Here is a 20,797-nt window from a genome sequence, read left to right as displayed (position 1 = left end):
ACTTCTCCGGGGACGGCGACACGCCCGCCGTCCGGTCTCCGAATCTTTCGATCTTGTGTTTGGTGAGACGTAGGCTCGCCTCGGCAGGGGAGAACGGCTCGGGGACCGTACGGGGTGGGGCATGGTGCACGACGACGAACTGATCCGGCCGCTGCCGGAGTTGCTGAAGCGGCATGCCGCGAGGGCGGGTGACCGGGTCGCGTTCTCGGACTCCGCGCGTGGTGTGGCGTACGGGGAACTGGGGCTGCGCACAGGGAGGTTGGCCGGATACCTGGCTGGGGCGGGGCTCCGCCGGGGTGATCGGGTGGCAGTCCTGCTGGGCAACTGCGTCGAGCTGGTGGAGAGTTGCCTCGCCGTCACTCGGGCGAGCGGTGTCGGTGTTCTGCTGAACCCCCGCTCCTCCGACGCGGAACTCGCGCATCTGCTGGCGGACAGCGGAGCCTCGGTGATCGTCACGGATCGGGCGCATCTTGGTCAACTGGCGAGGCTGGGGGAGGAGTTCGGCCGTCTGCGGGTGCTGATCACCGGGGCGGGGGCGGTGCCCGCTGAGGCCCCCGACGGGACCGTACTCTTCGATTCGGCGGTTGCGGATGAGAGTGCCGGGTCGGCGCGGGACGATCTCGGGCTAGACGAGCCTGCGTGGCTGCTCTACACCTCCGGAACCACCCACCGGCCCAAGGGAGTTGTGTCCACGCAGCGCACCGCGCTCTGGTCGGCACAGGCCTGCTACGCGCCGATCTTCGGGCTCTCGCCCGGGGACCGGCTGCTGTGGCCGCTCCCGCTGTTCCACAGTTTCGGGCACTCGCTCGCGGTGCTGGGGGTCGTCGCCACCGGTGCGAGCGCGCACATCACGGGGGAACTCCTGCCGCCCGGTGGGCTGTTGCGCGTACTCGACGAGGCGAGCGAGGCGAGCGAGGCGAACGAAGGACCTGAGGGGCCCGAGGGGGGCGAAGGGCCGTTCACGTTGATGGCTGGTGTCCCTGCGACCTACCACCGGCTGGTGTCGGCGGCAGGGGAGGCCGCCGGGGAGACGGCCGGGCCCTCGCGCAGCGGGCTGCGGCATTGCGTCGTGGCGGGCGCGCCGAGTCCGCCGTCGCTCGCCCGGGCCGTCGAAGAGGTGCTCGGGGCGCCCCTGTTGGACGCGTACGGCAGCACCGAGACGTGCGGGATGATCGCCGTGAACCGGCCCGACGGGCCCAGGGTCGACGGCTCGTGCGGGCTTCCGGTGCCCGGCGTGGACGTACGGCTCGTCGATCCCCGCTCCGGGCACGATGTCGCGGACGGCGACGAGGGCGAGGTGTGGGTGCGTGGGCCCGGGCTCATGACCGGCTACCACAACCAGCCCGAGGCGACCGCGGCAGCGCTCAAGGACGGCTGGTACCGCACGGGAGACCTCGCCCGCCGGGTCGAGCACGGTCATCTCGCCCTCACAGGACGGGTCAGCGAACTGATCATCACCGGCGGTGAGAACATCCACCCCACCGAGATCGAACAGGCCCTGCTCAGCTGTCCCGGAGTGGCCGACGCCGTGGTCGTGGGCGCTCCGCACGACATCCTCGGCGAGGTCCCGGTGGCCTTTGTCGTGCCCGGTCCCGGTGGGCTCGACCCGCAGCGCGTGCTGAGGATGTGCCGCACCCTGCTGTCCGACCACAAGGTGCCCGCGGAGATCCACGAGATCGCCGCCGTACCGCGTACGGCTTCCGGCAAGATCGTGCGCCGCGCGGTCGTACCGGGGCTGGCGCGACCCGCGCCCGACCTCCGTTTCGCGGCGGCAATACCCGGAGCACCCGGAGCACCCGGAGCACCCGGATCGCCCGGAGCCCTCGAAGAGTCTGAAGTGCCTGAAGAGTCAGGCATGTTGAGCGCCTCGGCGCTGCGCGAACGGCTGGCGGCAACCGTCTCCACGGAGGAACGCGAGCGCGTGCTGCGCGAGACCGTGCTCTCCGTGATGGCGGAGGTCCGCGGCGAGCAGTCGTACGAACGGCGGGACGCGGAGCGCCCTTTCATCGAACTGGGGCTCACTTCCCTGGGAGCCGTCACGTTGATCGAGCGGCTGGGCGCGGCGACCGGGCTGCCGCTGCCGACCACGCTCGTCTACGACCACCCGACACCCGCCGAGGTGGCGCGCCATCTGCGGACCGCCTTCTTCACACCGGGGACAGCGGGTGCCGAGACCCCCGTGAGCGGCCCGGGTGAGGACGACGACCCGGTGGTCGTCGTCGCGATGGGCTGCCGCTACCCCGGTGACGTCGAGTCGCCGGAGGACCTGTGGCGACTGGTCTCCGAAGGCAGGGATGCCGTCTCGGACTTCCCCGCCGACCGGGGCTGGGACCTGGCCGCACTGTACGACCCCGATCCGGACCGGCTCGGGACGTCGTACGCGCGCAGCGGCGGATTCCTGCACCGGGCCGCCGAGTTCGACGCGGGCCTGTTCGGGATCTCGCCGCGCGAGGCGCTGGCCATGGACCCGCAGCAGCGACTGCTCCTTGAGACCTCTTGGGAGGTCTGGGAACGCGCCGGGATCGACCCGGCTTCCCTGCGCGACAGCGACACGGGCGTGTTCGTCGGAGTGATGTACGCCGACTACGCCGACCGACTCGGCACCGAGCCGCACGAGTTGGAGGCGCACCTGGGCCTGGGCTCGGCCGGCAGCGTCGCCTCCGGGCGGATCGCCTACACGTACGGGCTGCGCGGCCCGGCGATCACTCTCGACACCGCGTGCTCGGCCTCTTTGGTCTCGCTGCACTGGGCGGCGCGTGCGCTGCGCTCCGGCGAGTGCTCGCTGGCCCTGGCGGGCGGTGTCACGGTGATGGCGACACCGAGGTCGTTCACCATGTTCAGCAGACAGCGCGGGCTGTCGCCCGACGGCCGCTGCAAGTCGTTCTCCTCGTCGGCGGACGGCACCGGCTGGGGCGAGGGCGTCGGGCTCGTCCTGCTGGAGCGGCTGTCCGACGCGCGGCGCAACGGACATCCGGTGCTGGCCGTGCTGCGGGGTTCCGCCGTCAACTCAGACGGGGCCTCCAACGGGCTCACCGCGCCCAACGGCCAGGCGCAGCGGCAGCTCATCGCCCGCGCACTCGCCGACGCCGGGCTCCGCGGCAGTGACGTCGACGTGGTGGAGGGACACGGCACCGGTACGAAGCTCGGCGATCCGATCGAGGCGGGCGCGCTGCTGGCCACGTACGGACAGGAGCGCGCCCCGGAGCAGCCGCCGCTCTGGCTGGGTTCGGTCAAGTCCAACCTAGGGCACACCCAGGCAGCCGCCGGGGTCGCCGGAGTCATCAAGATGGTGCAGGCCATGCGGCACGCGGAACTGCCCGCGACACTGCACGCCGAGACGCCGTCCCCGCACGTCGACTGGTCCTCGGGCCGGGTGGAACTGCTGACCGCGACCCGGCCCTGGCCGCCGTCGCCCGACCGGCCGCGACGGGCGGGTGTCTCGGCGTTCGGGATCGGCGGGACCAACGCCCACGTGATCCTCGAAGAGGCGCCGGCGGTCCTGGAAGAAGCGCCGACGATCAGGGAGGGGGCGCCCGCACCGCTCGCACCCTCCACGGACCGACGGCAGCTCGCACCAACGGCCGAGCGTGCTGAGTCGGCCGCCGTGGCGGAGGACGACACGGTCTCCGCGACGCCATTGCCCCGGTTGCCCCGACTGCCCTGGCTGCTCTCCGGGGCCGACGAGCTCGCCCTGCGGAGCCAAGCACGGCGGCTGGTCGCCGAGTTGACCGCCAGGCCCACCGAGCTCACCCCCGCAGACTCGGCCGACATCGCACTCTCGCTCGCCGTGTCGAGGTCGGCGCTGACGCATCGCGCCGCGATCGCCCCGGGAGAGGGGGAGTTGGCGGGGCTCCGGGCCCTGGCGGAGGGCGAGCGCACCCCCGGAACCGTCCAGGGGGTCGCCGACTCCGGTATCCGCACGGCATTCCTGTTCACCGGGCAGGGCGCCCAACGCGTCGGCATGGGAAGGGAGTTGGCCGAGAACTTCCCTGCGTTCGCGACCGCCTTCGACGAGGCCTGCAAGGCGCTCGACGGACAGCTCGAACGTCCACTGCGCACGGTGGTGTTCGCGCAGGACGGTTCACCCGACGCCTCGCTGCTCGACCGTACGGACTTCACGCAGGCCGCGCTGTTCGCCTTCGAGGTGGCGCTGTTCCGGCTGCTGGAATCCTGGGGCGTACGGCCCGACTTCCTGGTGGGTCACTCGGTCGGGGAACTGGCCGCGGCGCATGTCGCCGGGGTGCTGGACCTGCCCGACGCCGCCGCCCTCGTCGCGGCCCGCGGCCGCCTGATGCAGGCGCTGCCGGAGGGCGGGGCGATGGTCGCGCTGTACGCGGCCGAGGACGAGGTCGTCCCCGTGCTGACCGACCTCGGTCTCACGGACCGCGTCGCGATCGCCTCCGTGAACGGGCCGCGCTCCGTGGTGATCTCCGGTGTACGCGACGCCGTGTACGCAGTCGCCGACGTGTTCGCGGAGCGTGGGCGGAGGACCGTACGGCTGCGGGTGAGCCACGCCTTCCACTCGCCGCTGGTGGAGCCGATGCTCGACGAATTCCGGCGCGTGGCCGAGGAGTTGACGTATCGACAGCCGCGGATTCCGGTGGTCTCCACCGTGTCGGGGCGCCCGGCCGACGTCGAGGCCGGGGAACTCTGCTCGGCGGATTACTGGGTACGGCATGTCCGTCTGCCGGTGCGGTTCGCGGACGCCGTGCGGTGGCTCGGCGAGAACGAGGACGTCGGGGCGTTTCTGGAGGTCGGTCCCGGGCCCGTGCTCACGGGGGCGGCCGAGGAAGTGTTGTCGAGTCCGGGTATCGGCAGTGACCGCCGTGCCGAATTCGCCGCCGCTGTTGGGCAGTTGTCGGGTGGGTCCGGCCTGCGGGAACCCGAGTCGCAGTCGCTGCTGTCGGCCGTGGCCCGGCTGCATGTGCGCGGGGCGGGTGTCGACTGGGCCGCGGTGTTCGCCGATTCGGGGGCGCGGCGGGTGGATCTGCCGACGTACGCCTTCCAGCGGCGGCGGTACTGGCTGGACGCTCCCCGTGCGGGTGCGGGTGTTGGGGGCCGGGCCGACGCGCAGGGGCATCCGCTGCTCGGCCCGGCGTTCACGGTGCCGGACACGGACCGGACGGTATTGTCCGGGCGGCTCTCGACCGTCGCGCAGCCCTGGCTCGGCGACCACATGGTCGCGGGGAGGGTCCTCGTCCCCGCAACGGCCTTCGTGGAGATGGCTGTCCGCGCCGGCGACGAGGTCGGCTGCGCCCGCCTGGACGAACTCGTGGTTGTGGCGCCGCTCGTGCTGTCCGGCAGCGCAGGCGTGCAGGTCCAGGTGGCGGTCGGTCCGGGGGACGACTCCGGGCGGCGTTCGGTGGACGTCTACTCGCGGCCCGACGAGCCGGACGAGTCGGATGTGCTGGAGGGTGCGGAAGAGGGCTGGACCCGGCATGTCACAGGGACGCTGAGCGGGGTGCCTTCGGTGACGGGGGACCTGTCGGGGAGCGACCTGAAGGTGTGGCCTCCTGAAGGAGCCGGGGAGCTGCAACTTGGCGACGCGTACGAGACGTTGGCGGACGGTGACCTCGGCTACGGGCCCGCGTTCCAGGGCGTCCGTGCCGTGTGGCGGCGGGGCGCGGAGCTCTTCGCGGAGGTCCGACTCCCCGAGGAACAGGCCCCGGACGCCGCCCGCTTCGGCATACATCCGGCCCTGCTGGACGCGGCGGTGCACAGCATGCTGCTCGCCGGGCCCGGCCCAGAGGCTGGGTTCGGCTCCGAGTCCGGCTCGGCTCCTGGTCCCGGCTCCCGCCCCGGCTCCGAGCCCGGCTCGGGTTCCGGTCCCGGTTCCCGCCCCGGCTCCGAGCCCGGCTCGGGTTCCGGTCCCGGTTCCCGCCCCGGGTCCGGCTCGGGTTCCGTGCGACTGCCGTTCGCGTGGAGTGGTGTGCAGTTGTACGCCGACGGGGCGTCCGAGGTACGGGTGCGGCTGACGCCGAAGGGACCGGGGGCGGTCACGGTGACACTCGCCGACACTTCGGGGCGGCCGGTGGCCGGAGTCGAGTCACTGGTCACCCGAGAACTGCCCGGCGGCCAACTCGATTCGCCGGACGACGTGGTGCGGCGGGCGTTGCTGCGCCCCGACTGGGCTCCGGTCGCCCAAGACGCCCGGGTTGCCCCGGTAGTCCCGGTTGCCAACCCGCCTGCCGACTCCGGAAGCGGGGCCTGGACGGTGCTGGGGCCGGACGAGTTGGGCCTCGCCGCTTACCTTCCGGCGGCGGGCAACGCGGACATCCCGCCGGTCGGGAAGCCCACCGCGCCCGACGTCGTGGTGCTGACGGCCCTCACCCCCGCCGCGACCCCCGATCCCGTCTCCGCGACACACCAACTGACCGGCAGGGTCCTGGAAACACTGCGGACGTGGGGGGCCGATCCCCGGGCGGCGGGTTCACGGCTGCTCGTCGTCACCCGGGACGCCACCGCACCGGTCCCGGACCTCGCCGGCGCCGCCGTATGGGGCCTGGTGCGCGCAGCCCAGTCGGAGATGCGGGGCCGTGTCGTCCTGGTCGATGTGGACGGTCGGCCGGAGTCCTTGCGGATGCTGTCCAAGGCACTGGCTACAGGCGAACCCCAACTATCCATCCGAGCCGGGCAGTTGGCAGCACCGCGGCTCGTAGCGGCCTCGGTCGGGCCGCTCGAAACCGGCAGCTTCGGATCGCACGGCACCGTGCTGATCACCGGCGGCACGGGCGCGCTCGGTGCGGAGCTGGCCCGGCATCTGGTCACCGATCACGGCGTACGGCACCTCCTCCTCACCGGGCGACGCGGCCCGCAGGCACCGGGCGCGACCGAACTGCGTACGGAACTGGCGGAGTTGGGCGCTGAAGTGCGCGTGGTCGCGTGCGACGCGGCCGACCGTTCCGCCCTGGCCGAGGTGATCGGGCTCTGCGAACCCCCGTTGAGTGCCGTGGTCCACGCGGCGGGGGTGCTCGACGACGGCGTACTGGACTCGCTCACGCCGGAGCGGATGGCGGCCGTGCTGCGGCCCAAGGTGGACGCGGCATGGCACCTTCATGAGCTGACCCGTGATCTGGATCTGTCGGCGTTCGTGCTCTTCTCCTCGGCGTCGGGGCTGCTCGGTCGCCCCGGCCAGGGAAACTACGCGGCGGCGAACTCCTTCCTGGACGCCCTCGCCCACCACCGCGTCTCGCTGGGGCTGCCCGCCGTCTCCCTCGCGTGGGGGCTGTGGGAGCACGACGGCGGTATGGCGGCCGGACTCCGCGAGACCACGGGCCGGGACATGGTCCGGGCGCTCTCCCCGGAGCAGGGCATGGCACTCTTCGACGCGGCGCTGCACACCGACGAGCCCGTACTCGCACCCGTCCTGCTGGACCGGGCCGCACTCCGAGTCGCTCTCCGGTCCGCCGACGCGCTCGTCCCACCGTTGTTGCGGGGGCTGGTACGCACGGGACGACCGGCGGCCGCCCTGGCCCCCGCTCCCGGCTCGGCCACCGGCGCCGGGGTGCAGATCGCGGCCGAGCAGGGCGCATGGCGCGAGCGGTTGACCGGGTTGCCCGACGGCGAGCGCGAGGGCGCGCTCGCAGGACTGGTGCGTGACGCGGTTGCCACCGTCCTCGGATACCCCGACGGCGACGCGCTGCCCGCCGGCAAGCCCCTCGCCGACCTCGGCTTCGACTCCCTGATGGCGGTCCAGCTGCGCAACGCGCTCAGCACGGCCACCGGGCTCTGGCTGCCCGCCACGGTGGTGTTCGACCACCCCACGGCGGACGCGCTCGCCCGGCACCTGCTCGACTCGATCAGCGGCGAAACGCCCGAGACGCAGGCACAGACGCAAACGCAGCCGCATGCACAGGCGCCGACGCCGATACAGGGCCATGGGCCAGATCCGGAGCTGGGACAGAGGCCGTCGGATCAGAGGCCGGGCCACGGCCCGGATCCGAAGAGCCGGCCCGCCCCCGCCCCCGTCCCCATCTCCGCGTCCACCCCCACCTCCACTCCCACCCGCACCGAACCCATGCCCCGCCCGCCCCAGACCCTCGCCGCCCTCTACCGCACGCTCTGCGCGAAGGGCGAGGTGACCGCGGGCATGCACATGCTGGTCTCCGCGTCCCGAGCCCTGCCGACGTTCGGCGCGGACGAGAGCCGGGCGCACGCCCTCCCACCCCTCCGCCGTGCTGAGGGCCCCGCCCGTCCCGTGCTCGTCTTCCTCGCCGGGCACCATCCGCCCTTCGCCGTACCGGGAGGAGAGTTCGCCGACTTCCATCGCTGCTTCGACGGCGAACGGGACGTACTGGAACTGCCGCACCCGGGCCTCGGCGCGGGCGCCGCCGTGCCCGTCGACCGGGAGGCGCTGGCGCGTACCCACGCCGGGACGGTGCTGCGGCACGTCGGCGACCGGCCCTTCGTGCTCGTCGGCGCGTCCACGGGCGGTGCCGCCGCCCACGCCGTGACCCGTCACCTCGAAGGGCTGGGGACGCCTCCGGCGGGCCAGGTCCTGCTCGACACGTACCTCATCGACGAGGAGAACAGCCGCAAGGACTGGCTGCTCGCTCTGCCCGCCGCCGTCGCACCCCGTCTGTACGAGGACACCGGCGTCGCCGCCATGGGGGCGTACACGCGGATCTTCATGGACTGGGACCCGGAACCGGTCGCGACGCCGACCCTGCTGGTACGGGCCACGCGGCCCACGCCGGAGATGGCGGCGGGACCGGACGCGGACCGCTGGCGGACCTCGTGGCCGCTGCCGCACGAGTGCGTGGACGTTCCGGGCGACCATCTGACCCTCCTGCGGGAACACGCCCGTACGACGGCGTCCGCGGTCCGCGCCTGGATCGGCACCCTCGGAACCCTCGGCGGGGTGGCGGGAGGAGTCCTCAGGTAGCGGCGGGAGGCGGGAGGCGCCCTCAGGTAGATGTCGGATTCTCGCCAGCCAGTGCCGTGACCATGGCCGATGCTGGGAGGTATGCAGAACGGGATGCACACCGACACCGAGCGCTGCGTGCGCGCCGTCCAGTCGAAGGACGCCCGCTTCGACGGGTGGTTCTTCACCGCGGTGCTGACCACGCGGATCTACTGCCGACCGAGTTGCCCCGTCGTGCCGCCGAAGCCGGAGAACATGACGTTCTACCCGAGCGCCGCCGCCTGCCAGCAGGCCGGGTTCCGGGCCTGCAAGCGGTGCCGCCCCGACACCAGCCCCGGGTCGCCCGAGTGGAACCAGCGCGCCGACCTCGTGGCCCGTGCGATGCGGCTGATCGGCGACGGGATCGTGGACCGCGAGGGCGTGCCGAGTCTGGCGACCCGGCTCGGCTACAGCACGCGGCAGATCGAACGGCAGCTCCTCGCCGAGCTGGGCGCCGGACCGCTGGCCCTCGCCCGCGCCCAGCGCGCCCAGACGGCACGGCTGCTCATCGAGACCACCCCGCTCCCGATGGCCGACATCGCCTTCGCGGCGGGCTTCTCCTCCATCCGTACCTTCAACGACACCGTCCGTGAGGTCTTCGCCCTCTCACCGAGCGAGCTGCGCACCCGGGTGCCGAAGAACCGGGCGAGCAGCGTCAACGCGGCGGGTGCGCCAGGGGTGTTGAGCCTCCGGCTGCCCTTCAGGTCCCCGCTCAACCCCGACAACCTCTTCGGCCACCTCGCCGCCACCGCCGTACCCGGGGTGGAGGAGTGGCGCGACGGCGCGTACCGGCGCACCTTGCGGCTGCCGTACGGTCACGGCGTCGTCGCGCTCACCCCGACGGCCGACCACATCGGCTGCCGGCTCACCCTCAGCGACATGCGCGACCTGACCGTCGCCATCAGTCGCTGCCGCCGCATGCTCGACCTGGACGCCGACCCGGTCGCGGTCGACGACCAGCTGCGTACGGACCCACTGCTGGCCCCGATCGTCGACAAGGCGCCGGGCCGCCGGGTGCCGCGGACGGTCGACGAGGCCGAGTTCGCCGTACGGGCCGTGCTGGGCCAGCAGGTCTCCACGGCCGCCGCCCGTACGCACGCGGCCCGGCTGGTCGCGGCGCACGGTGAGGCGGTCGACGACCCCGAAGGCGGGCTCACGCACCTCTTCCCGTCGGCCGAGTCGCTGGCGGCCCTCGACCCCGAGGCCCTCGCCATGCCGGCCACCCGCCGGACCACCCTCACCACCCTCGTCCACCAACTCGCCGACAGAACACTCCACTTGGGTGTCGAGAGCGACTGGGCGGAGAGCCGGGCCCGGCTGCTCGCACTGCCCGGTTTCGGACCGTGGACCGTCGAGGTCATCGCCATGCGCGCCCTCGGCGACCCCGACGCCTTCCTGCCCACCGACCTCGGAGTCCGGCGCGCCGCCCAGGAGTTGGGCCTGCCGTCCACCCCCGCCGCGCTCACGGCACGCGCCGCGGACTGGCGGCCGTGGCGCGCGTACGCCGTCCAGTACCTGTGGGCGACCGACAGCCACCCGATCAACTTCCTTCCCGCATGACTCCGGCCCGAGGACCTTCAGTGAAACAGCACACCGTGATCGACAGCCCCTACGGCCCGCTCACCCTCGTCGCCACCGACGGCGTCCTGTCCGGCCTCTACATGACCGACCAGCGCCACCGCCCACCCGAGGAGACCTTCGGCGACCCTGACGACACACCCTTCACCGAGGTGAGCGACGAGCTACGGGCCTATTTCGCGGGCGAGTTGAAGGAGTTCACCGTCCAACTCCACCTGGACGGGACCCCGTTCCAGCGTTCCGTCTGGGCTCAGCTCCAGAAGATCCCGTACGGCGAGACCCGTTCGTACGGCGAACTCGCCGACGCCCTCGGCAACCCGAACGCATCCCGCGCGGTCGGCCTCGCCAACGGCAAGAACCCCCTCGGGATCATCGTGCCCTGCCACCGCGTCGTCGGCGCCAACGGCAGCCTGACCGGCTACGGCGGCGGCCTGGAACGCAAGCGACAACTGCTGGACTTCGAACGGGGAGAGGCGGACACCGCACTGTTCTGAATCGGGTGCCCGGCTGCCGCCCTGCGGCCGGGCTCGCCTACGCTGGTCCACTGTCTCGAAGAACCGGCATTCCTTCGAGGTGTCTCGCAGAGCGCAAATTTGACCATAAGGGTGATATGGCGGCAAGTGACCTGCAGGTCTGGACCGGAATCGTGGGAACGTTTGCCACCGTCGGCGTCAGTGTTCTTGGAGTACTGAACTTCCAGCGGAAACAGGACAGGTCCGCAGCGGTCGGGTCGGCGTTCAGGGAAATCGTGGAATCCCTGGCGTCGGACAACAAGACCCAGCAGATGGCCGCGGCGATTCTGATGCGCCGGTTCTTCGACGGCAACTCGGAACAGGGTGCCGGTCGTACGCCCTACGCGAGTGAGGCCGTGGCGGTCATCGCCGGACTGCTCCGGGAAGCCGAAACGGATCAGATTCAGAAGGTCCTCGCCGATGGGCTGAGATACGCGCCGTCGCTCTCCCGGGCCGACCTGCAGGGGTGCAACTTGGCGCGCGCCTTCCTCGGATACAGGGAGGGCGACAAGAAGGTCGTCGATCTCACGCACGCCGACCTCTTCGAAGCCGATCTCAGCGGTGCCTCCTTGCGGGGCGTCAACGCGTCCGGGGCGGTCTTCTACCGCGCGACTCTCGTGAACGCCGTGCTGGCGAACGGCGTCCTGACCGGCGCCGATTTTCGAGAGGCCCGGTTGACGGGCGCCACCTTCGACGGCGCTCGTCTCACTGGCGCGCAGTTCCTCGGCGCCTCGGACATTCCGGCCAATGTGTCGTGCTTATTGGACTCGAATGGAAAAGTAGTCAGCGAAGAGCCCGTATGAAGACGAGTGAAACCGACGTCGCCCGCGTCTTTCTCGGGGCGCCATCCATCCTCACCCCGGATCAGCAGACGAAGCTGGAGGAATGGGTTTCCTGGCTCGAGTGGCAGTCGTTCCAGGTCATCCGATTGGGGCGGGACAGTCATGGTGAGAATCCCTGGCACACGCTGACTCAGCTGCTTGCACAAGTGGACGGTGTTGTCCTGCTCGGCTTCAGACAACTCGACGCACGACACTCCGTCTGGCGGCCGGAAACCAAGGAAGAGGCGCTCTCGTCCAGTTGGTGGACTTCTCCGTGGTTGCAGCTGGAGGCCGGAATGTCGGTGGCTCTCGCGCTGCCGGTCATCGTCGCGGCGGAGGCCGATGTCAAGGAGGGCGCGTTCAACCCGGAAGTCTGGAACGGTCAGGTGAAGGGAGTGGAACTGAGCACGCCCGGAGCGGCGACCGACGAGTGGCTGGACGCCGTCCGGGAGCGTCACGACCGCCGAGCGGGCGTTTCCGGATGACCGCGCACGAGGTCATGACTGCCCGCGAGGCCATGACCGCGCACGAGGTCGTCAGTCGCTGTCCGTGCTCAGTCGGCGCAACATCGCAGGCAGTGCGGTGCCGATCGGCTCCCGGACGACTTCGTCGGCGCGGTCGTCGTACGGGGTCGGTTCGGCGTTGACGATGATGAGGCGGGCGTCGTGGTCGGCGGCGATTCCGGCGAGGCCGGCTGCGGGCTGGACCTGGAGGGTGGTGCCGACGGCGATGAAGATCTGGCAGGCCTTGGTGATGGCGACGGCCTCGCCGAGGACGACGGGGTCGAGCCGCTCGCCGAAGAACACCGTCGCCGACTTCAGGATGCCGCCGCACTCCAGGCACGGCGGGTCCTCCTCCCCGGCCTCGACCCGGGCGAGGGCGTCCTCCATCGGCCCGCGCGCATGACACTTCGTACACACGAAACTCCGTGCGCTGCCGTGCAGTTCGAGCACCTTGCGCGTGGGCATGCCGGCCAGCTGGTGGAGCCCGTCCACGTTCTGTGTGATGACCCGCACCGGCACGCCGGACTTCTCCAGCTCGGCCACGGCCAGGTGCGCGGCGTTCGGCTGCGCCTGCAGCGTGCGGTTCTTCCGCCGCATCTGCCACGACCGGCGCCGGATCTCCGGGTCACCCATGTAGTACTCGTACGTCACGAGCTTCTGCGCCTCGGGATCCCGCTGCCACAGCCCGTTCGGACCGCGATAATCGGGGATTCCGGAGTCGGTGGATACACCTGCGCCACTGAGCAGGGCCACGAGCGGCTTGTTCATGGGCCGAGGGTAGGTCGCGTGGGCACACGGGGCGAGCGGTTATCCGAGCGAGTCGATCTCCGTCGGCACGGCTGTCGGGAGATCACCGGCACGGACGTCAGGGGAACACCGGCACGGCCCTCAGGGGAACGCCGGGCGTGGTCCCAGGAGCAGGGCCGCGAGGCGTAGGTAGGCCTTGTAGACGTCCGGGGTCAGCCAGGACAGTTCGACCGTGCTGCCCATGGTGAGGTGACCGTCGCGGGGGACCGTGACCACGCCGCGGCAGCGGGAGCGCAGTCCGCGGATGCTGCCGGCGTCGAGGGTCCAGCCGGCGGCCGGCCGGCTGTGGTTGAGCACGACCACGGACTCCCGGATCAGGTCCGGCATGTCGAGGGTGACCAGGCGGTCCATGGCCTGCTGGGCCTGTGTCACGCCCGCGGGGTCGGCCCGCGAGACGATGACCACGCGGTCCGCCTGTTCGAGGAGCACCGGCAGGAACTTGTCGGTGTCGATGAGCGTGAGGTCGAAGTACTCCTGCGTCGCCCGTGCCACGCGGCGGAAGTCGACGTCCGTGTACTGGCCGATGGCCGAAGGGTGGGACACGGAGTCGTTGGCCAGTACCTGGAGTCCCGAGCGGTGCGGGGACAGGAACAGCTGCAGATCCTCGAACCGCCGTACCTCGTCCAGGGATCCGGCCAGGTCGGACAGGTTCGCCAGGGTGTTGCGGAAGACGCGACTGCCGATGCGGACATGGCGGCCCATGTGCCGGTCGGCGTCGATCGCGAGCACCCGCTCCTGTCGCTGGTCGGCCAGGACCGCTCCGAGCATCATCGTGGTCGTGGTGCAGCCCACGCCGTCCCTGACGCCGATGAGCGCGATCCGCAGGGGGCGTTCGAGCGGAGTCCGGACGGTTCGCATCCACTGCTCGCTGTCGTCCTCCGGTCCGCCGGTGTCGTCCGGTTCGCCGGGGTCCTCCTCGTCCTCGTCGCCGATGTGTTCCCACTCCGCGCCGCCCGGCAGCAACTCGCCGAGCACGTCCGCGACTTCACGTGCGGTCGGCCGTCCCTCCGGCTCGGGCAGCAGACACCGCAGCAGCAACTCGGCCACGTTCTCGTCGAGTTCCGCGAACTCCGGGGTCGCCATCAGCGCGTCGCGCTCGTACCAGCGCCAGGACCGGCCCGTCGCGGCCTGCAGCAGGATCGCCCCGAACGAGTACACGTCACCCGCCGCGATCCGGGACTCGCCCCAGTACGTCACCTCTGGCGCGCGGTAGGGGGAGTTGGCCGGCATGGACGACATCGAGGTGTTCCAGGCGCCGTCGATGCGGGCCGACGTCCAGCTGATGACGTGCACGGTCGACTCGGTCACCAGGACCGTGCCGGGCGTCAGCGAGCCGTGGACGATGCCCTTGTGGTGACAGCGGCTCAGGGCCCGCGCCAGATTCCAGCCCAGCCAGACGAACAGCGGAGTACCGGGCAGCGGTCCGGCGGCGTCGAGCACAGCCCTGAGCGTCGGAGCCGGCAGACCGTTGCTCAGGGTGTCCAGACGCAGCGCGAGCCAGGGCGTGGGCAGCCCCTCCAGATCGCTGGCCACCAGGGCGGGCGCGTACACCCCGTCCATACGGCGCAGCACGCGCCGCTCGACCTCCAGCAACTCCCGGGCCACCGGCGAGGCGAACGACGAGGACACCCGCAGCAGCACCTGCTGTCCGTCCTCGCCCTCCCCGATGTACGCAGTGGGCCTGCCGCTGATCCCGTCCCGCTGCAGGAGCGCGTACGGGCCGAGGGAGTGCAGGTCCTGGAGCCGCAGGGGCAGCCAGGACGGGGCGGCCTCCAGCCCGGACGGCAGGGTCACCTGCTCGTACTCCGTGGGCCGCGGCGGCGCCGGAGCCATCGGCCGGGCGCCCAGGTGGGTCAGGAGGCGGTCCTCCAGCCAGGCGAACGGACGTGTTCCGGGGAGGAGTTCACCCGTTCCGGACGGGTGCGCGAGCCACGCCGGGAAGTCGGGGGAGCGGCCCACGAGGGTGCGCAGACGATCCGTGACGGCCCTGGTCGTCCGCAGCAGGTCGATCGGGGACGCCGTGTCGAGCAGGATCTCCTGGGCGTCGCTGGGGAAGCCGAACCTGCGGTGCTGGACCGGGAGTCCCTCGTCGACCGGCTCCACCTGGCGCATCAGCCCGCCGAGGAACACCTCGGCCAGATGCGCGGTGTCGGCCCGCCACGGCACGGCCGCCTGGACGAGACGCATCACGGGCACCGTCAGCGGCGACACCGCGGCGAGATGGGCCGCGAGCCGATAGGCCTGCGGCGAAGCGGCGTCCCGGAACCTGAGGACGGCGTCCGAGGCCTCCGCGGCGCGGGTCCCGGCGCGGCCGCGGGGCCCCTTCGTGTGCAGGGGCGCCAGCAGCGGCAGCTGCGCACTGGCACCGGGCGACGCCACCAGCCGCGCCCAGGCCGCGATGGCCGGCGGATACGGTTCGAGCACGGGCACCGGGACACCGTTGAACTCGTCGCCGAGCCCCGGCGGGAGCAGCGGGTCGGTCACCTCCCAGGTGTCGTTGGCGGCCCCGCGCCGCCGGGTCGTCACCAGCCACGGTTCCGAGCGGATCGCCGACCCGTCCCACAGGTGCGCCGGAAGGGCGTGCATGATCGCCGTCGGCCCCTGGCGCGCCCAGCGTTCGAGGGCCGTCCTCAGCCGTCCGTCCCGCCAGCAGGCCCCGACGCCGTCGCTGATCACCAGCACGAGCGTGCCGCCCGAGGGGTCGGCCACCGAGGCGGGCGACAGCAGGGGCGCGTGCGGGTCGAAGGGGCGGGCCCGCAGCAGGGGAGCCGTCGCCGACCTGGTGTCGAGACCGTGCACCCGGATGTCACGGAACGCGCCCAGCCGTTCGAGCAGGGCCCGCAGCTCCGAGGCGAGACGCCGCCACAGCAGCATCGAGATGCCGTCGTCGATGAGCAGCGTCAGATCCAGCCAGCGCTGCCGGGCCGGCCGGGTGACCACATCGGGCAGCCCCGTCTCGGCCATCGCCTCCGCCGTGGCGTCCTCGTCGAACTCCCGCTTCAGCGGCCCGGGTTGGGGCTGCTTGAGCAGCCGAAGGGCACGACCGATACGGAGCTCGTCCTGCCCGAGCGCCTTCTCCTCCGGAACGCGTACGGGAAGCGCGCCGTCGCCGGGCCCACCGCGCCGGCCCTCCGCTCCGAGCTCGGCGAACTCCGGCGCGCTGCGGGCCGCCGCGGCCGCGTGCAGCGCCCCCAGGAGCTGGGCGGGCGGCGGCGGTTGGGGCGAGGACGACGGCATCGGGGCGGAGCGCTCCGCGGCGTCGGGTCCGGCCGTCCCCGGCGCCGTCTGTGAGCCGTCCGGTGCGCCGGGACCGGCACGGCGGACGGAATCCGGTGACAGGGCACGCGCGAGCGGTGCCGTGCCGTCCGCGGGGAGCCGGGCCGCCAGCCACAGCACGTCGAGAAGCTCATGGATGGACAGGTTCTGGCCCGCGAGCCGGCCGAGCTCGCCCAGGGGAGGCGGCGGCGACGGCTCGGCGCCGCCGCGCGGCCCGTCCGGGGCACGAGGACCCTGCCCGTCGCGCGACACCTAGATCGTCCCGCCGAGGCGGTGCAGCACGGCGTCCAGAAGTCCCTCCGCGTTCAGATCGACCCCGCCCCTGCGCAGGAACACGGCGTTGAGCAGCTGGTCCGTGGCGAGCTCGCCCGGAGCGCGGCGGTTGAGGAAGGCGTAGAGGAGGTCGTCCACACCGGACAGCGCCTCCTCGCCCAGATGCGCGGCGACGATGTCCCGCAGACGCGCCTCGTCGGGGTCCGGCAGATCCAGCCGTACGCAGCGGCGCATGAAGGCGGGCGGAAAGTCCCGTTCGCCGTTGCTGGTGATCACGACGACCGGGAACTCCCGGCAGCGCACCAGGCCGCGCGTCACCGTGACCCGTTCACCGTCCGAGCCGTGCGTGAGCACCTGGATCTCGGACCGCGCGTCCGGCAGCCGGGACAGCTCCGGTATCTCGAACTCGCCCTCCTCGAACACGGTCAGCAGGTCGTTGGGCAGGTCCACATCGCCCTTGTCGAGCTCGTCCACCAGCAGCATTCGCGGCCGGTCGTGCGGCACCAGGGCCGTACCCAGCGGGCCGAGCCGCACATACGTACCGATGTCGGGCTCGGGGTCGCCGCGCTCCTGCCGCAGATGCGTCTCGCGGAGCCTGCCGATCGCGTCGTATCCGTAGAGGGCGTCCTTCAGGACGGAACGGCTGTTGACGGGCCACTGCAGAACCGGGCCGAGGGACAACTCGTGCGCGATGGCGTGCGCGAGGGAGGACTTGCCGGTGCCTGGATGCCCGGTGACGAGGAGCGGACGGCGCAGATGCAGCGCCGCGCTCACCACGTCCGCCTCCGTACGGCCGATGAGATACGGGCGGTGCCGCGGACGGGTGCCCGCCCCGTCCGAGAACTGCCGCCAGGGCGGCGCCTTGGGGAACTCCACCTGCCGGGCCACGCGGTCCCCGCGGAACAGCCGCCACTCCTCGTTCTCCGTCATATCGCCTGCTCCGTTCCGTCCGAAGGGTCGGCCAGCTGCAACTCGTCGGGCAGGGGCAACTCCGTGTCCTCCCACACCAGCGTGGGCCGCACCGCGGCCGCCCCGTCCGCGTACGCACGGACCCTGAAGTGCCGTACGCGTTCCGGGAGTCCGTCCACCGGCCCCTCCGGAACCAGCTCGGCGAGCCGGGTGCCGTCGCCGGGACCCGAGGCCCCGCGGTCCCAGAGCACGATGGGAACCCCCATCACGAGACAGACGGGCAGCAACTCGCCCCGGTGTTCGGCGGATCCATGCAGAAGGACGCGGGCGGTGTCCCGGTGGGTTGTCTTCAGGAGCCCGATCAGTCCGGCCCTGCCGCCCGTCCTGTGGTCCGCGTGCAGGGTGTCGCTCTCGTTGCGCGCGTTCCAGCGCCGGTTGAGATCACCGGCGCCCGTGCGCGACCGGCGCCGCAGTTTCGGGCAGCGCAGGACGAGATGGAAGTCCTCGCCCAGCGGCGCCGGGATGTACTCGTCGGCGCTCGCCCCGTCCCACTCGTCCACCGACAGCTCCAGCGCGTCCGGCGGCACGGACACGGCGACCAGCGCGACACCGTCCTGCGCCCCTTCCGCGCCGCCCGCCACCTCCCGTACGAGACGCGCTATCTCCCGTCCCGTACGCGGCCGGTCGGACTCCGTGACGGCCCGCGCTGCGGTGCCGTCGCCCCGCAGCCGCCACACCGAGCAGCGGTAGTGGCCGGCCGGGTCCTTGGCGTACCGGTCGAGCTCCACCAGGACACGGGCGCCGGTGACGGTCGCCCGCTCGGACCAGCGCGCGGCGTCCGCCCGCCGCTCCCGCAGCGCCGACGCGTGGATGCCGAGCCGGGCGGCGACCCGGCCGCTCCACTCCTGGAGGACCCGGCAGGCGAGGCCCCCGGTCTCCGCCGCCACGTACTCCACGACCCGCAGCAGCGCCGGAAGGCGCGGCGTCTCGTCGGGCACGGGCGACCCGTCGCCGTACCAGCTCTCCAGCTCGCGCAGCACCGCCGGTACGGCGTGCGGGGCGAGCCGGGCCGCCTGCAGCGACTGCGGCAGATCGGTGTACGGCAGAGCGGCGGTCGCGGCCCGGGGCAGCAGGCCCGGGTCGTGTTGCGCGAGGTGTTCCAACTTGCCCAGCAGCACCCGGTGTTCGGCCACGGACAGCAGACGGGCGGTCTCGGTGAGCCGGCCCAGGGCCAGCAGCCGGTCCAGCTCGGTCCGCCCGCGCGGGTCGTCCACCGTGGGCGCGAGCGACTCGGTGAGGGTGGGCAGCGCCCGCTCCGTACCGACGAGCAGCCGGGCCAGCTCCTCCACGGTGGGAGCCGTGCCGTCGACCGGGGCCCGCAGGCCGAGCTCGGTGGCCAGCGCCGTCGCGTGGGCGGCCCGCGCCGTGGGGTCGCCGAGCAGGGTGTGCAGGGGGCCGACCATCATGTCCCGCACCGACTCGTCCTCGGCGGACACCGACACGGACGCGGACCGGGCCCGCAGATCCACCAGATACGGCTCGGGAACGGCGCCGGCCTGTGACAGCTCCCGCAGCACCGACTGCCAGCCGAGACCCCAGCTGCGCCGCACGGTGTGCTGGGCCGACAGCGGTTCGTCGGGGGCGGTGATCCGTCCCATGACCAGACCGACGGCCGCCCCGTCGGCCACCGACCACAGCATGCCGCCGCTGTAGCCGTCGTCGACCGCGGCGCCCGACAGATGACCGTCGAGATAGCCGATCCCGCCGTCGTAGGCGCCGACGCGGACATCCGCGTACGAGAACGGCTGGCCGCCGCCGTACCACGCCCTGACCTGCTGGCCCCGCTCCATCTCCAGCCAGCGGACCGGGCCCACGGGCGGCGGTGGCTCCTCGTCCAGCTCCAGTACGGCCAGATCGCCGTCCCACTCCAGGGAACCGTCGGCCACCGGTCCGTACTGGTGGGAGCGCGGCGGTATCCACGCCACCAGGCGGGCTCTTCGGGCGCCGACCGCGGAGAGCACAGGGAAGGCGACGTCTAGTGCGACCTTTCCCGGGTCGTGCGGGCTGAGGCTGCGCAGCCCGAGCGCCACGTTGACGACATGGGCGCAGGTCAGGAGTCTGCGGCCGGAGAGGTACACGCCGGCGCCCGCGGTCCGCGCGTGGTCCGTGGACAGGACCCGCACCAGCGCTCCGCGGGCATCGGCGGAGCGGCCGTCGCGCGACGGCCCGAACCACGTCACTGCTCGGTCCGGCGGGGGAGCTGCCAGGTCGCCGAAATGGTCATGCTGGCCTGGCCGTTGGCCCCGACGATGCCGATCCTGAGGTCCTGGCCGATCTGTACCCCGAAGTCGACGGATATCTCGTCCGGCGGGTCGGGGATGCCACGTATGGAGTCGTGCACCTCCTGGAGCACGGGGCCCAGCGGGCTCAGCACGGTCCGCAGGGCGTCCGTGGCGAGCGCGCCGACCCGTGCGCCCCGCCCGGCCGGAGTCACTCCGGTGATCCCGCCCGGCAGATCGGGCCCGCCCGTGCTGTCCGGCCCGGGCTCGCCCGCGGCTGCCAGCTCGAAGCGGACCTGCGCTCCGTCATCGAGCGTGAACTCCATGTAGTCGTAGTGCGGCACAGGATGCATTGTGCCGATCAACGGGCCGTACAGGTAGGGAAGTCGAGGAATCCGGAGGACTCAGGCCACGGGACGTCCGTTCTCCAGTTCCACCGTCCCCGCGCCCGACGCGAGCACGTCCAGCGAGGCGAGCACCCGGCCGCCCAGGGAACCCGGCAGATACTCGGGGAACTCCTCGCGCGCCACCAGACGCCAGGACAGCAGCTCCTCCTCCTGCAGCCGGATCGCCTTGAACTGGTCCTCCGACAGGACGCCTCCGTCGTACAGATACGACACGATCGGCGGACGTGTGGTGGCGGGCACCCAGTCCACCGCGAGCAGCCGGCCGATCTCCAGGTCCAGGCCGATCTCCTCCAGCGTCTCGCGGTGGGCGCCCTGCCGCGGGGTCTCGCCGTCGTCGGACTCGACGGTTCCGCCGGGCAGCGCCCAGCCGTCCCGGTAGTTGGGTTCGACGAGCAGCACACGGCCCTCGGTGTCACGGAGGAGCGCGGCAGCACCGACGAGGACACGGGGGAGCCCCGCGATGTACGTGGCGTAGTCAGGAGTCGTCATTGGGGCAGCGTAACGAGGCAGGCCCGGCGCCCGGGAAAGAT

General features: G+C 72.2%; 11 protein-coding genes. 5 read left to right on the top strand and 6 right to left on the bottom strand.

All coding sequences use genetic code 11. From position 1 onward, the window contains the following. Positions 1-121 precede the first annotated feature (121 nt). The 5 genes from JEQ17_RS10700 (at position 122) to JEQ17_RS10680 (ending at position 12,298) form a co-directional block, all read left to right on the top strand. Entirely contained in the window at positions 122-8,884 is an 8,763-nt protein-coding gene (locus JEQ17_RS10700; RefSeq protein ID WP_200395019.1) for a type I polyketide synthase, read from the top strand. An 81-nt stretch (positions 8,885-8,965) separates the two neighbouring features. Then, positions 8,966-10,462, top strand: coding sequence for an AlkA N-terminal domain-containing protein (locus JEQ17_RS10695; protein WP_325176251.1), 1,497 nt, complete (start codon positions 8,966-8,968; stop codon positions 10,460-10,462). Positions 10,463-10,482: 20 nt separating this feature from the next. Continuing rightward, positions 10,483-10,974, top strand: coding sequence for a methylated-DNA--[protein]-cysteine S-methyltransferase (locus tag JEQ17_RS10690; protein ID WP_325176250.1), 492 nt, complete (start codon positions 10,483-10,485; stop codon positions 10,972-10,974). 5 nt (positions 10,975-10,979) lie between these two features. Further along, on the top strand, positions 10,980-11,795 hold the full coding sequence (locus JEQ17_RS10685; RefSeq protein WP_200395017.1) for a pentapeptide repeat-containing protein: 816 nt from the start codon (positions 10,980-10,982) through the stop codon (positions 11,793-11,795). Continuing rightward, positions 11,792-12,298, top strand: coding sequence for a hypothetical protein (locus JEQ17_RS10680; RefSeq protein WP_200395016.1), 507 nt, complete (start codon positions 11,792-11,794; stop codon positions 12,296-12,298). The genes JEQ17_RS10685 and JEQ17_RS10680 overlap by 4 nt, the downstream gene beginning before the upstream one ends. Positions 12,299-12,349: 51 nt before the next feature. Here the strand turns inward: JEQ17_RS10680 and JEQ17_RS10675 are convergent, their stop codons facing one another. The 6 genes from JEQ17_RS10675 to JEQ17_RS10650 all read right to left on the bottom strand — a co-directional run bounded on the left by JEQ17_RS10675 (position 12,350) and on the right by JEQ17_RS10650 (position 20,756). Further along, on the bottom strand, positions 12,350-13,084 hold the full coding sequence (locus tag JEQ17_RS10675) for an SIR2 family NAD-dependent protein deacylase (RefSeq protein ID WP_200395015.1): 735 nt from the start codon (positions 13,082-13,084) through the stop codon (positions 12,350-12,352). Positions 13,085-13,204: 120 nt separating this feature from the next. After that, a complete protein-coding gene (locus JEQ17_RS10670) occupies positions 13,205-16,651 on the bottom strand; it encodes an SAV_2336 N-terminal domain-related protein (RefSeq protein WP_200395014.1) in 3,447 nt (1,148 codons plus the stop codon). Then, complete coding sequence (locus JEQ17_RS10665; RefSeq protein ID WP_200395013.1) at positions 16,652-17,602, bottom strand: AAA family ATPase; 951 nt, start codon at positions 17,600-17,602, stop codon at positions 16,652-16,654. Then, the gene (locus tag JEQ17_RS10660) at positions 17,599-19,821 is read right to left on the bottom strand and encodes a VMAP-C domain-containing protein (protein WP_200395012.1); all 2,223 of its coding nucleotides are present in this window, start codon (positions 19,819-19,821) and stop codon (positions 17,599-17,601) included. Before JEQ17_RS10660 ends, JEQ17_RS10665 begins: the two co-directional genes overlap by 4 nt. Beyond that, positions 19,818-20,204 carry a CU044_2847 family protein gene (locus JEQ17_RS10655; protein ID WP_200395011.1) on the bottom strand — a complete coding sequence of 129 codons (387 nt, stop codon included), beginning with the start codon at positions 20,202-20,204 and terminating at the stop codon, positions 19,818-19,820. The genes JEQ17_RS10660 and JEQ17_RS10655 overlap by 4 nt, the downstream gene beginning before the upstream one ends. A gap of 60 nt (positions 20,205-20,264) precedes the next feature. Beyond that, positions 20,265-20,756 (bottom strand): NUDIX domain-containing protein, encoded by a 492-nt coding sequence (locus JEQ17_RS10650; protein WP_200395010.1) that lies wholly within the window; start codon positions 20,754-20,756, stop codon positions 20,265-20,267. Positions 20,757-20,797 lie beyond the last annotated feature (41 nt).

It is taken from the genome of Streptomyces liliifuscus (assembly GCF_016598615.1).
Taxonomy (GTDB): Bacteria; Actinomycetota; Actinomycetes; order Streptomycetales; family Streptomycetaceae; genus Streptomyces; species Streptomyces liliifuscus.
The sequence above is the reverse complement of the archived record's forward strand: the minus strand, read 5'-3'. Positions and strand labels throughout refer to the sequence as shown.